At 61.6% G+C, this 12,997-nt stretch carries 13 protein-coding genes and 1 tRNA gene; 6 read left to right on the forward strand and 8 right to left on the reverse strand.

The genetic code is table 11. From position 1 onward, the window contains the following. Positions 1 to 429: 429 nt before the first annotated feature. A complete protein-coding gene (locus P3T25_RS21025) occupies positions 430 to 633 on the forward strand; it encodes a cold-shock protein (RefSeq protein WP_007180251.1) in 204 nt (67 codons plus the stop codon). 112 nt (positions 634 to 745) lie between these two features. Here P3T25_RS21025 and P3T25_RS21030 read toward each other — a convergent pair whose 3' ends face one another. Continuing rightward, positions 746 to 1,996 carry an Hsp70 family protein gene (locus tag P3T25_RS21030; protein ID WP_429358895.1) on the reverse strand — a complete coding sequence of 417 codons (1,251 nt, stop codon included), beginning with the start codon at positions 1,994 to 1,996 and terminating at the stop codon, positions 746 to 748. Positions 1,997 to 2,185: 189 nt separating this feature from the next. Here P3T25_RS21030 and P3T25_RS21035 point away from each other — a divergent pair, with 189 nt between their 5' ends. After that, positions 2,186 to 3,661 (forward strand): MFS transporter, encoded by a 1,476-nt coding sequence (locus P3T25_RS21035; protein ID WP_429358896.1) that lies wholly within the window; start codon positions 2,186 to 2,188, stop codon positions 3,659 to 3,661. Positions 3,662 to 3,789: 128 nt separating this feature from the next. Here the strand turns inward: P3T25_RS21035 and P3T25_RS21040 are convergent, their stop codons facing one another. After that, positions 3,790 to 4,383 carry a nitroreductase family protein gene (locus P3T25_RS21040; RefSeq protein ID WP_429358897.1) on the reverse strand — a complete coding sequence of 198 codons (594 nt, stop codon included), beginning with the start codon at positions 4,381 to 4,383 and terminating at the stop codon, positions 3,790 to 3,792. Positions 4,384 to 4,569: 186 nt separating this feature from the next. Then, positions 4,570 to 5,853, reverse strand: a complete 1,284-nt coding sequence (locus tag P3T25_RS21045; protein ID WP_171926368.1) for an MFS transporter — start codon at positions 5,851 to 5,853, stop codon at positions 4,570 to 4,572. 153 nt (positions 5,854 to 6,006) lie between these two features. On the opposite strand from P3T25_RS21045, the gene P3T25_RS21050 reads away from it, so the two are divergent. Then, positions 6,007 to 6,648, forward strand: a complete 642-nt coding sequence (locus tag P3T25_RS21050) for a TetR/AcrR family transcriptional regulator (protein ID WP_171926367.1) — start codon at positions 6,007 to 6,009, stop codon at positions 6,646 to 6,648. An 85-nt stretch (positions 6,649 to 6,733) separates the two neighbouring features. Further along, complete coding sequence (locus P3T25_RS21055; RefSeq protein ID WP_429358898.1) at positions 6,734 to 7,288, forward strand: DUF1415 domain-containing protein; 555 nt, start codon at positions 6,734 to 6,736, stop codon at positions 7,286 to 7,288. Between the two features lie 41 nt (positions 7,289 to 7,329). Here P3T25_RS21055 and P3T25_RS21060 read toward each other — a convergent pair whose 3' ends face one another. Continuing rightward, positions 7,330 to 8,172 carry a class I SAM-dependent methyltransferase gene (locus P3T25_RS21060; RefSeq protein WP_171926365.1) on the reverse strand — a complete coding sequence of 281 codons (843 nt, stop codon included), beginning with the start codon at positions 8,170 to 8,172 and terminating at the stop codon, positions 7,330 to 7,332. A 386-nt stretch (positions 8,173 to 8,558) separates the two neighbouring features. Here P3T25_RS21060 and P3T25_RS21065 point away from each other — a divergent pair, with 386 nt between their 5' ends. Then, positions 8,559 to 8,879, forward strand: a complete 321-nt coding sequence (locus P3T25_RS21065; RefSeq protein WP_042329129.1) for a hypothetical protein — start codon at positions 8,559 to 8,561, stop codon at positions 8,877 to 8,879. A gap of 91 nt (positions 8,880 to 8,970) precedes the next feature. Here P3T25_RS21065 and P3T25_RS21070 read toward each other — a convergent pair whose 3' ends face one another. Then, positions 8,971 to 9,180: a DUF1059 domain-containing protein gene (locus P3T25_RS21070; RefSeq protein ID WP_429358899.1), complete on the reverse strand. Its 210-nt coding sequence runs from the start codon at positions 9,178 to 9,180 to the stop codon at positions 8,971 to 8,973. Positions 9,181 to 9,576: 396 nt separating this feature from the next. On the opposite strand from P3T25_RS21070, the gene P3T25_RS21075 reads away from it, so the two are divergent. Further along, a complete protein-coding gene (locus P3T25_RS21075) occupies positions 9,577 to 10,848 on the forward strand; it encodes a TIGR03862 family flavoprotein (protein ID WP_429358900.1) in 1,272 nt (423 codons plus the stop codon). A gap of 60 nt (positions 10,849 to 10,908) precedes the next feature. Here the strand turns inward: P3T25_RS21075 and P3T25_RS21080 are convergent, their stop codons facing one another. The 3 genes from P3T25_RS21080 to P3T25_RS21090 all read right to left on the reverse strand — a co-directional run bounded on the left by P3T25_RS21080 (position 10,909) and on the right by P3T25_RS21090 (position 12,995). Beyond that, a complete protein-coding gene (locus P3T25_RS21080; protein ID WP_154561012.1) occupies positions 10,909 to 12,033 on the reverse strand; it encodes a methyltransferase in 1,125 nt (374 codons plus the stop codon). A 345-nt stretch (positions 12,034 to 12,378) separates the two neighbouring features. Next, a tRNA-Thr gene (locus tag P3T25_RS21085) sits at positions 12,379 to 12,454 on the reverse strand. A 19-nt stretch (positions 12,455 to 12,473) separates the two neighbouring features. Then, on the reverse strand, positions 12,474 to 12,995 hold the full coding sequence (locus P3T25_RS21090) for a ClpXP protease specificity-enhancing factor (RefSeq protein ID WP_429358901.1): 522 nt from the start codon (positions 12,993 to 12,995) through the stop codon (positions 12,474 to 12,476). Positions 12,996 to 12,997: the final 2 nt, after the last annotated feature.

Consider the following 12,997-nt stretch of genomic DNA (forward strand, 5'->3'; position numbering starts at 1 on the left):
TGCAGATTGCATCTAAACCATGCCGACACCGCGTGACATCGCTTGTGGCGTTGGGGACGGGGTGACGCGCATGCGTGCGCGACGGCCCAAAATAAGGTGCAACCGACGCGCGGCGCGTAGTTTAACGGTTGCACCCGCACGTTGCAGCGAAACTAAGGGTTCTCCCTAGCAAAATTCTCGGACGAATAGCAAGCTTTGTAAGCAACTTCTACGCCAATCCATCAAAATCTTGTAAAGTTGGGACAAGAGTGTTGACCTTCGCCCGAAATCGCCGTATAACGTTCGGGCAGGATTTCAAGCGGCGAGTGAATTGGTCTTTCGTAGTTCGCCCATCAACGGTACTCCGGTTGGTCCCATTACCCCCTTCCTTGATTTTCATGCGCACCCATTGGGCTTCGGCCTTATTTACCATCTTTAGGAACAAGTAATATGGAAACCGGTACCGTCAAGTGGTTCAATGACGCAAAGGGCTTTGGCTTCATCACGCCGGACGGCGGCGGCGAAGATCTGTTCGCGCATTTCTCGGAAATCCGCACGGAAGGCTTCAAGACGCTGCAAGAAAACCAAAAGGTTACGTTTGAAGTGAAGACGGGCCCGAAGGGCAAGCAAGCTGCTAACATCAAGCCGGTGTAAGCAAGCACGCTTCCTTCTGGACGCAAAAAACCCCGCCTCGGCGGGGTTTTTTTTATATTCGTCGTAACAGTATGCGGCGATTATCTCCGCAGTATGCGTTTGATCAATTTGGTTATCCGAACAGACGCCGCGCGTGAATACCGAGACCTGTCGCGACGCTGGCGAGACGGTCACCGAATACCGCTTTGGCATCCGGAAATGCCGCGGCCAATGCGCCCGATAGAAACGCTAATCCGGTCGAGCCACCCGTGAAGTAAATCGCGTTGACGTCGCGCGGGGCCACTCCGGCCGCCTGCACCGTATCGCGCGCCGCCTGCACGATGCGCTGCGTCTCGTCCTGACCGGCCTTGATGAGTTGCGCTTCGTCGAATGCCAGGCGCAGGTCGTCTTCCACCTCGTCGAGGTCGATCACGGTCTCGCCACCCGCCGCGACGCCGATCTTCGCTTCTTCCGCGTGAGCAGCCAATGCATGGCCCAAGCGGCGTTCCACAACGCGCATCAGGCGGTCGTGATGTTTGGTCTGGAGGAACAGATGCCGCATGAGCGCGAGTTCGCTGACGCGCTTCGGGGCGTAGACCGTGTTGATCAGGTGCCAGGTGGCCAGATCGAAATAAATACGGCTCGGAATCTCACGGCCTTCGGGGTCGAGCGTCTGATAGCCGAGTTCGCGCAGGATCGTCACCAGTTCGACACGGCGGTCGAAATCCGTGCCCGCAACATGCACACCGTGGTGGGCCAGCACGTCGTCTTTGCGTTCGACGCGCTTCACCCGCTCCGGCCCCACCCGCACCAGCGAAAAGTCCGACGTACCGCCGCCGATGTCGGCCACCAGCACGAGCCCCTCTTCCGTCAGATGCGATTCGTAGTCGAACGCAGCCGCGATCGGCTCATACTGAAAGTGAATCTCCCGCAAACCGACTGACCGCGCCGCCGCTTCGAGCTGCTTCTGCGCCATCTGGTCCGCGCGCGGATCGTCGTCGACGAAGAACACGGGACGGCCCAGCACGGCGCGGCTGATCGGGCCGCCAGTGCTTTTCTCGGCCGAGCGCTTCAGATGGTCGACGAAAATCGCGATGATGTCCGTGTACTTGATCGCCGAACCATCGCCGAGATCGGTCGAATTCTCGGCGAGCGGCGAGCCGAGAATACTTTTCATCGAGCGCATCAGACGGCCGTCGAAACCGTCGATGTAGGCCGCCAACGCCGCGCGCCCGAATTCGCGGGTGTCTTCGTCGGTGTTGAAAAAGACGGCGGTCGGCAGCGTCGTATAGGCGCCCTCGACCGGCGCAAGCCTAAGCGCAGCGCCATCAGGGACGGCCACGGCCGAATTGGAAGTACCGAAGTCAATCGCGCAATAGTTCATGGCAGGAATCGCCGCTCACGGCTGGCGCGGACAGAAAGGGGAGCGGCTTTGTATCACGAAAGCCCAATCAGCATCAACTGACGCTTTCCGGGATGCCCGCAATACTGACCAAGGTCCGCTCGACGGAACAAAAATTGCTGAATTCGACAGGATACGCGCCAATTTTCGATAATCAGGAGACTTGCAGCAATGAGCGCGCCGCCTACCGCCGCTGTCCACGAGAAAAACGCCGCCGTCATTGAAACCGACCTGCCCTCGCGGCTCGACCGTTTGCCGTGGGGACGCTTTCACTCGCAGATCGTCGTCGCGCTGGGCGTGACGTGGCTGCTCGACGGTCTCGAAGTGACGCTCGCAGGCGCTGTCGCGAGTGCGTTGAAGTCTAGTCCATCGTTGCGCTTTACCAACGCCGACGTGGGCCTCGCCGGCAGCGCCTACATTGCCGGCGCCGTGCTCGGCGCGCTCGGCTTCGGCTGGCTGACCGACCGGCTCGGCCGTCGCAGGCTGTTTTTCATCACGCTCGCGTTGTATCTGGCCGCTACCGCGGCGACTGCTTTTTCGTGGAATCTCGCCAGTTTTCTGCTGTTTCGCTTTCTCACCGGTGCAGGCATCGGCGGTGAATATACGGCGATCAATTCGACGATCCAGGAATTCACGCCCGCCCGGGTGCGCGGCTGGACCGATCTTGGCATCAACGGCACCTTCTGGGTCGGCGCGGGGCTCGGCGCGGCGGGCTCCCTGATCCTGCTCGACCCGAATCTGCTGCCGGGCGACTGGGGCTGGCGCGCCTGTTTCTTCATCGGCGCGGTACTGGCGCTGGGGATTCTGCCGATGCGCATCTGGGTGCCCGAAAGTCCGCGCTGGCTGCTGACGCATGGCGGCGAACGTCACGCGCATTCGATCGTCGACGGCATCGAAACGCGCTTTCGAGGCGAAGGCCATGCACTCGCCGACGACGACCTCACGCGGCTAAGACTGCGGGCACGCGGACATACGCCGCTGCGCGAGGTGTTTCACACGCTGTTCAACGTGCACCGACGGCGCGCGCTGGTCGGCCTGTCGTTGATGACCGCGCAGGCATTCTTCTACAACGCGATCTTTTTCACCTATGCGCTGGTGCTGACCGAGTTCTATCAGGTGCCGGGCGAACATATCGGCTGGTATCTGTTGCCGTTCGCGCTCGGCAACTTTCTTGGACCGCTGGTACTCGGTCGGCTCTTCGACGTCATCGGGCGACGCAAGATGATCGCCACGACTTACGCGCTGTCCGGCATCCTGCTGACGCTGAGCGGCTATCTGTTCGAGCAGCACATGCTTACCGTCGTGACGCAGACGATCGCGTGGATGGTCGTTTTCTTCTTCGCCTCGGCAGCCGCGAGTTCGGCGTACCTGACTGTCAGCGAATCATTTCCGCTGGAAATCCGCGCGTTGGCGATCGCGGTGTTCTACGCGTTCGGCACGGCGCTGGGTGGGATCATCGGGCCGGCGTTCTTCGGCCGGCTGATCGATACACATCAGCGCAGCGAAGTGTTTGTGGGCTATCTGGTCGGCTCGGGGCTGATGCTCGCCGCTGCGGTGATCGCCGCGATCTGGGGTGTGGATGCGGAGCGCAAGTCGCTTGAGAACGTCGCCACGCCGCTTTCGAGCGTCGCGGACGGCGAGGAATGAAGCACGCGCCTCGAACGACTCAGATGCAGGGAAACGAACGACGTGTCTTAGAACGCCGCTGACAATCCGGAATGAAAAACGCGCGGTCAGCGCCGCGCGTTTTTGTCACCACCAAGGCTGCAAGATGCTCAGAACGCCTTCTTCCAGCCACCGCCATAAGCGATGTCAGCAAGCGGCAAACGCTGACGCACCGACTTCTCGCGCTCACGCAGCACCGGATCGAGTTTATCGACGTCGCCGTAATGGCCGAGCGAAATGATCGCGATCACATCGACGTCGGTCGGCAGCTTGAACGCCGTGCGGAACGCGTTCGGATCGAAGCCGCTCATCTGATGCGCAGCCAGGCCGAGCGCATGCGCCTGCAGCACCAGCGCCATCGCGGCGGCACCCGCGTCGTACGGCGCGCAACGGTTCACTTCGCCCTTGTTGGTGAGCGTGTGCGTGGTCACCGCGATCAGCACCGGCGCCGACGCATTCCAACCCTGGTTGAACGGCACCAGCGTGGCGAAAGCCTGCTTGAACGAGACTTCATCGACGCTACGGTCGAATACGAGGAAACGCCACGGTTGCGCGTTATACGAAGACGGCGCCCAGCGTGCCGCTTCGAGCACCGAATGCAGATCCTCGCGGCTCACCGGCTCGCTCGAATAGGCGCGCGGGCTCCAGCGACCTGCAATCAGCTCGTGAATAGCAACTGCGGTAGGGGCGGGTTTGTTGGTCATGCGCTTCTCTCGGTCGAAATTCATGATCGACGGGCGGCTGCCCGGGGCTTCATAGCATAACCGGGCTGAGCCGCTAGCGCTCCAACAAGTGCACACTTAGTTTTCACTTCTGCTGCAATGGCAAACGGCCTCGTATGAGGCCGTTTGCTCTAGGGCGCTTTGTTCGCAGTGCACAGGGCCGCAGCTTTACGCCGCTTGCGGCTCCGGCACCTTGGCTGGCCGGTTGATCCGCAGCACGATCACTGCGGCAACCAGGCACAGCCCGCCGGAAATCATCGACGCCACCGTGTACGTGCCGAGGCTCGCGCGCAGCATGCCCGCGCCGAGCGCCGCGAAGGCCGCACCGAGCTGGTGGCCGGCGACCACCCAGCCGAACACGACCGGCGCCGCTTCCTTGCCGTAGACATCGGTTGCGAGACGCACGGTGGGCGGCACAGTGGCGATCCAGTCGAGTCCATAAAACACCGCGAACAACGGCAGCCCGAAGAAATCGATGCCGAAGGCGTGCGGCAGATACATCAGCGACAAACCACGCAGACCGTAATACCAGAACAACAGCACGCGGCTATTGAAACGGTCCGACAGCCAGCCCGACAGCGTCGTGCCGAACAGATCGAAGATGCCCATGGCGGCGAGCAAGGAGGCGCCCTGCACTTCGCTCATGCCGTAGTCGCCGCACATTGCGATCAGGTGCGTGCCGACGTAACCGTTGGTGCTCGCGCCGCAGATAAAGAAGCTGAAGAACAGCAGCCAGAAGTCACGCGTCTTGCTCGCCATCGCGAGCGTGCCGAAGGCGATGGCCAACGGATTCTGCTTGGTCACGGAATTGGAAATCGGCGAGTCGCCCGGTTCGCCGAACGGGCGCAACTTCATGTCCGCGGGCCGCTCCGGCAACAGGAACGCGACCAGCGGCAATACAACCGCCGCCGCGCCCGCGACGACCCACACCACCTGGCGCCAGCCGTAGTGCTCGGCGATGGCCGCGAGCATCGGCAGGAACACCAGTTGGCCGGTCGCCGAACTGGCCGTGAGAATCCCCATCACGAGGCCGCGATGTGTGGTGAACCAGCGCGTCACCACCGTCGCCGACAGCGACAGCGCCGCCACCCCCGTCGAGCCGCCGACCATCACGCCCCAGATCAGAACCATCTGCCACGGATGCGTCATCAGCGACGACAACGCCACACCCGCCGCCATCGTGCCGAGAGCGATCAGCAGAGTAGGACGCACGCCGAAGCGCTGCATCGCCGCGGCCGCGAACGGCCCCATCAGGCCGTACAGCGCGATGTTCACGGAGATGGCGAGCGAAATCGTCGCACGGCTCCAGCCGAATTGGTGCTCCAGCGGCACCATCATCACGCTCGGCGTGGCGCGCGTGCCCGCCGCCGCCAGCAGCACCAGAAATACCACCGCCACGGTCAACCAGCCGTAGTGGAAACGTCCGCCAATCAGTCTCGCTGCCCAGTTCATCAGTTCTCCAATCGACGCCTGCCCCGCAGGCCGCGCCGCTCGCATTGTTACGACTTCGGTAAAGGACTTGTGACAGATCTGTCACAATGGTGTTGCGATGTTAGTTACTGGTCGGTAACATGTCAAGGCATCAATTCAATTCAGGTGGCATCCATGTCCGATAGTGAAACCCTCAAGCCAACCGGCGCACGGCGAGCACGCGGCACGCAGACGGCCGGCCCGGAGGCGCAGCAGCATCTGCTGCGCGCCGCGGACGAACTGTTCTATCGCGAGGGTGTGCGAACGGTCGGCGTCGACGCGGTGGTCGAGCGCGCGGGTGTGAACAAGATGAGCTTGTACCGCCAGTTCTCGTCGAAGGACGAATTGGTGATGGCGTATCTGGAACGCAAGGACGAGCAGTTTTTCGGCTATGTGGAGAAAAGCTTTGCCAAGCATCCAGGCGAACCGGCGAGGCAGCTTCAGCAATATTTCGACGACCTGGCGGTGCGCGCATCGGTTGACGATTACCGCGGCTGTCCTTTCGTGAACGTGTCGGTGGAGTTTTCCGACACGACGCATCCGGCGCGGCAATTCGTGTTTCGCAACAAGGAACGGCTGATGGCGCGGCTTCTGGAACTGACAACCGCGGCAGGCGCCGACGATCCGGTGGCGTTGGCCAACGGACTGGGTTTGATGATCGAAGGCGTGTACGCGGCCAGCCAGACCTACGGCCCGGGCTGCGGGCCGATTCTTGCCGCACCGAAGGTGGCGGCGCAGTTGATCGCCGCGGCGTGCCGCGGGACGCAAGCGAGGTGAGGATTGGGCCGTCCTGTTGTGGCCGCGTGCGGATCGGTGCCGTTGCGCGCCGTTAGAATGGCACTTTCCTCTTTCGCTGCTTGCCATGTCGTCGCCCGCCGAATCTCATGATGCTGTTATCGCCGCCACTCGTCATTGGCTGACGGAGGCCGTGATCGGGCTCAATTTGTGCCCCTTCGCCAAAGCCGTGCATGTGAAGGGGCAGATTCGCTATGCCGTGAGCGATGCCGTGGATATGGAAGGAGTGTTAGCCGATCTCGAAACCGAGATTCAGACACTCGTCGCGGCGAATCCTGACGCGGTGGATACCACGCTTCTGGTGATACCGGGCGCGCTCAGCGATTTTCTCGACTATAACGATTGCCTGTTTTTTTCCGAAAGAATGATCAAGCAACTTCGGCTGGAAGGCATTATTCAGATTGCCAGCTTTCACCCGCATTATCAGTTTGAAGGCAGCGAGCCCGACGATATCGAGAACTATACGAATCGCGCGCCCTATCCGATTTTGCATCTGCTTCGCGAAGATAGTATCGAACGAGCCGTTCAGGCTTTTCCCGACGCGGAAGCTATTTATGAGCGGAATCAGGAGACGCTTCGGCGAATTGGTCTTAAAGGCTGGAATGAATTGATGAAAAAGTAATTCGCGCGGTGGCTACGAAAAAGCCACCGCCGCAGGACGGATCAGGCCGAGACAAAGAACCGTTCTTTCAGCTCCTCGATCCCGAGCGTCTCCATCACTTCATTCAGCCTCTCCGTTGGCCGCCGTCTCGGCAGGTCCTTGAACTGGGCAATAATCAGCTCATTCTTCATGGAATGCTCCCACCCGACCAGCTCGGTCACACTCACCTGATAGCCATGCGCTTCAAGCTGCAGGCAGCGCAACACATTAGTAATCTGGCTGCCAAATTCCCGGGTATGCAACGGATGCCGCCAGATCTCGGTCAACGCATTCCCCAGCGATTTACTCTTGTTCTGCCGTAAAACCCCCGCCACCTCGGCCTGGCAACACGGCACCACCACGATGTACTTCGCACGCTTTTCCAGAGCAAACCGGAGCGCGTCGTCAGTCGCGGTATTGCACGCATGCAGCGCCGTCACGATATCGATCTGCGCCGGCAAACGGTCTGACGTAATCGACTCCGCCACCGACAAATTCAGGAACGACATCCCCTTGAAGCCGAGCCGCCCGGCCAGCTCCTCGGATTTCGTCACGAGATCCTCGCGCGTTTCGATGCCGTAAATGTGCGACGCCCCACCAGCGGCGTCCTGAAACTCCTTGAAGAAAAGGTCATACAGGATAAAACCTAGGTATGACTTGCCGGCACCATGGTCGACGAGCGTCACCGCACCCTGCTGGTCCTTGAGGTCTTTCAGCAGCGGCTCGATGAACTGGAACAGGTGGTAGACCTGCTTCAGCTTGCGGCGGCTGTCCTGGTTCATCTTGCCGTCGCGCGTGAGGATGTGAAGCTCCTTCAACAACTCGACGGACTGGTTCGGACGGATTTCGTGGGTTTTGCTGGACATCGTGGGAGACCGCCATCGATTGCAACGCGAACGTGCGACAGATGACGGAAAAAAGGAAAAGTTGCTGCCAGTTTACCCAAAGCGCAGCCCGCTCACCTGAGGAGTCGCGTCGACCCTGCGAGAAACGCCACAAACCTGGAACACTTCCTGCTCAAAACGCAATATGCGGGACGTATTCCGATGTGGCTTGAAAGCATCTTGCGGGCCGGCTCACCCGATGGCGTAAGCCGTGCCGCGCATAACAACAAGCTGCCGGCCGTGGCTTCGATCACGCGAACCGAATGCATGTGGGGAGGACGGTCCCGGAACACGGACCGAACGTTACGTAACCAGCAGCGCGCCGCGATCTCAAACGGACGCGCGCCTGGAAAATAGAAGAGGCAGCAATGGACACGGTACCCAACGGAAACGTCGAGCAGAAGTTTCAGGAAATGCTGGCGAAGCTCACCGCCACCCCTGCGTGGTCGGAAAAGCAGCAGCTCGAACTGGAAATGGCACGCGACATTTCCACCGAAATGCTGCGGCTGGCCGAAGTCATGCGCGACGGCAGCGTCGACATGGAAACGTGCCTGACGATGCTGAAGTACGCGAAAGTACTCGACTTCGTGATGACGACGCTCGCTTCGCGTCGCGACATCAAACCGCAAACGCTGCGGGTGATTTTCAAGCTCGCCGGACTGAAGGTGGATGAGGCATATCCCGGTTAGGACGCCCAGACAACGCCGCGACCAGCACGAGCGGCGCGCCGCCGTTCGTGCTGGTCAGCAGGCCTTCATCCTCAAGGAAAAGGACAACGAATCACCCTCGCGGCGCCTCGATCGGCGGACTGCCTTCATGAAAGAGCGTCTTGAGCTGCGAGCGCAGTTCCGGCGAGTCCGTATGTTTGTGCACCGAGACCGCATGCTGCACGGCCGCGTCGAGCAATTCGCTCTCGCTGTCGGCGGACAGGGCAACGGTGCAATTCATTTCGCTCGGAAACTCGCGGCAGTCGATGTATTTGCGAGTCATGGCAATCTCCTGATCAAACGTCGAAACATCCAGACAAACAGCGGGCGCGCAGACCACGTTGCCAGCCGCAACGCGGCTGCATTGGCCGTGCCCGGCGAAATGAGAGCGGTGGGGTAGTGTGACGCGGGAAAGAAGCGGACCGCGTCCAGTGGAAGCTGTTTGAAAAGTATAGTTCGCGCGAGTGAATAGCGAAGGAGCAAACGTGAGCGCAGGGGATTGCGACACGCCCGAACCCAGCTCTTTTCGGCCGCTGGCTCGCGCTGGCACGTTAGCTCGTTACCCGTTCGCCGCGCGCCGTTTGCCCTGAGTTGCCGGCGGTGTGAAAATAGCGCCCTTCGCGCCGCCCGATTGTCAGATCAGGCCAACGCGCCGCCCCCCGCTCATCCGCAGGACCGCATGTCATCCTCCTTCGATTCCGCCCGCGTCGCCGTGATCGGCGGCGGCCCCGCCGGCTTGATGGCCGCCGAGGCGCTCGCCCAGCACGGCGTGCAAGTCGACGTCTACGACGCGATGCCATCGGTCGGCCGCAAATTCCTGATGGCGGGCAAAGGCGGCATGAACATCACGCATTCGGAACCGCTCGAGCCGTTTCTTGGCCGCTATGGCGCACGCCGCGAACAAATCGCGCCGCTACTCGGCCTGTTCGGTCCCGACGCCTTGCGGGCCTGGCTGCATGAGCTTGGCGTCGAAACTTTCATCGGCAGTTCGGGGCGGGTTTTTCCGACCGATATGAAGGCGGCGCCGATGCTGCGAGCGTGGTTGCATCGGTTGAGAGAAGCTGGCGTGCGCTTTCACATGCGCCACAAGTGGACCGGTTGGGACAACGGCGACGGCGACACCGCGACGCACACGTTGCGCTTCGAAACACCCGACGGCGAGCAACGCGTGACCTGCGATGCCGTGGTGTTCGCACTCGGTGGCGCAAGCTGGCCGAGGCTCGGATCGGACGCCGCCTGGGTGCCGCTCCTGAGCGCACGCGAGGTGCCGGTGACGCCGTTGCGGCCCGCGAACTGCGGCTTCGATGCGGACTGGAGTCCCTATCTGCGCGAGCGTTTCGCCGGTCAGCCGGTGAAATCCGTGGTCATCACGCTCACTGACGTAGACAATAAAGTCCACAATCGACAAGGTGAAATACTTCTGACCGAAACCGGCCTCGAAGGGAGCCTGATTTACGCGCTGTCGGCTGCCATCCGCGAGCGGATTCTTGCCGATGGCGACGTCACGATCGAGCTGGACCTGGTGCCAGGCTTGACGTTGGAGCGTGTCGTGGCCGAGGTCACGCGACCGCGCGGTTCGCGCTCCATGTCGACTCACCTGCATGGCAGAGTCGGCATTGGAGGCGTAAAACTGGCCTTATTGCATGAGGTTCTGTCGAAGGAAGCCTTCGCCGATGCGAATGGCCTCGCGCACGCGATCAAGGCGTTGCCGGTGCGACTCACGCGCGCCCGGCCTATCGCGGAAGCGATCAGCACCGCAGGCGGCGTCCCCTTCGAAGCGCTTGATCAACATTTGATGATCGAGCATCTGCCCGGCGCGTTCTGCGCGGGTGAAATGCTCGACTGGGAAGCGCCAACCGGCGGTTATCTGCTGACCGCCTGCTTCGCCAGTGGCCTCGCGGCCGGACGCGGCGCATTAGCGTATCTCAAGGCGCGCGGCGTGCCGGTCTGACACGCCGTTCTTCAGCCGCGCCTCATTACGCGGCATCGCGCTCCCTTCGAGCGCCACCGTTTAGCGCGCCTTCAGACGCCAGAGCGACGTCACTTCAGCCTTGCGCGCCGTATGCAGCGCGTCGGTTTCATCAGTCGACTTCGGGTGCCGTGGACGAATATCCTCGCGACCCACCACGGTCAGCCCCGCCTTTTCAATGGCGGCAAGCAACCACTCGCGCGTACGCAAGCCGAGATGCTCGGCGAAGTCTGACATGATCAGCCAGCCTTCCCCGCCCGGCGACAAATGCTCCGCCAACCCGTCCAGAAAACCGAGCAGCATGCGGCTTTCCGAATCGTAGATCGCGTATTCAATCGGTGAGGCGGGCCGCGCCGGCACCCACGGCGGATTGCAGACCACCAGCGGCGCACGGCCTTCCGGAAACAGATCGGCTTGCACGACCTCGACTTGCTGATCGTAGCCGAGACGCTTGAGATTTTCGCGCGCGCAGGCCAGCGCTCGCGGGTCCTGGTCGGTCGCGACGATTTTCTTCACACCGCGTTTGGCGAGCAGCGCAGCCAGCACGCCCGTACCGGTGCCGATATCGAACGCCTTGTTCAATGACGGCAGCGGCGTGCGCGCCACCAGATCCGCATATTCACCGCGCACCGGCGAAAACACGCCGTAGTGCGGATGGATGCGCTCACCCAGCACGGGAATTTCCACACCCTTCTTGCGCCACTCGTGCGCACCGATCAGACCGAGCAATTCGCGCAGCGACACGACCGAGGGTTCGTCGGTAGACGGCCCATAGGTTTCGATACAGGCCTGCTGCACTTCAGGCGCGCGGCGCAGCGGAATTGCGTACGCAGCGTCGAGCGGAATCAGGATCATGCCGAGCGTGCGGGCGCGTTGCGATTGAGCCTGACGATGCAGGTTGAACGCGTCGATCGGCGTTTCGCCGTGCTTGCGCGGTTTGCGCTCCAGCCGGCGCGTGACCGCCTGCAGCAATTGGCGGGCGTTCTGAAAGTCGCCGTTCCAGAGCAGGGCGGTGCCTTCGCACGCGAGACGATAGGCAGAGTCGGCAGTGGTGCGGTCATCGGCGACCACAACGCGCTTGGGCGGCGGCACCGCGGCTTCGGAGCGCCAACGCGCAGTGCGGGGGCCGTCGGCTTCGGGCCAGGTGATGGTTGCGGGGCTGGTCATGATGAAGGTGGGGTCTGTGTTGCGGGAGTGACGCGGTGAAAACTCGCGTCTCGGGGGCGTTGCCCGCCGGAGTGACTGATCGTGATGCCGACTGACGCCCGAATAGTACCTCTCCCAGTCGGGTTCGCGGGGCGGTATCTGTGGGCGGATGCCTGAACAAGGCCGATGCCACCGCCCTTTGCGGCGGTCTGCGGGCAATTCGTAGACTAAAATGTCCACAATCGACAAGGTGAATGAGATCTGGCAAAAATGAGCCGTTTCCGCCTCTCATCCAGCCTGCGAAATCCCCGCCCCAAATAAAAAAGCGGGTTTCTGAAATTATTCAGAAACCCGCTTTCGCACTACTGGTGCCGGCTGCAGGACTCGAACCCGCCACCTCATGATTACAAGTCAAGCGCTCTACCTGATGAGCTAAGCCGGCATGAGGCCGTGATTCTACTTCATTTCACGATCTTGAGGCGAGCCCTTCCGCCACCTTTCGATCCATCATCGTCAGGCTGCGGGCCGTCCGTCGCGGTTTCCGCTTTGGCGGCATCCGCGGCAGACGACGGTTCGACCGCACGCGGCGCCACGCTGACGGGCGCGGCCGGTGCTTCGGTCTCGTCCGCCAGTTCCGCATCGGCGCCTGAATCCTGCGCCTCGCCGCCTGCCGACTCGACCGGGAACGCCATGCCCTGCCCGTTTTCCCGCGCGTAGATCGCGAGAATATTGGCGATCGGCACTTCGATCTTGTGCGACTTGCCGGAGAAGCGCGCGCTGAACTCGATCCATTCATTGCCCATCTGCAACTGGTTGGTCGCCTCGAAGCTGATGTTCAACACGATCTCGTTGTCGCGCACGAACTGCCGCGGCACGCGCGTCTGATTGTCGACCCGGACCGCAATATGCGGCGTGTAGCCGTTATCCGTGCACCACTCGTACAGCGCGCGCAGCAGATAAGGCTTGGTGGAAATCTCTTGCATCA

Origin of the sequence: Paraburkholderia sp. GAS32, from assembly GCF_050434225.1 — a bacterium.
In the GTDB taxonomy this organism is placed as follows: Bacteria; Pseudomonadota; Gammaproteobacteria; order Burkholderiales; family Burkholderiaceae; genus Paraburkholderia; species Paraburkholderia madseniana.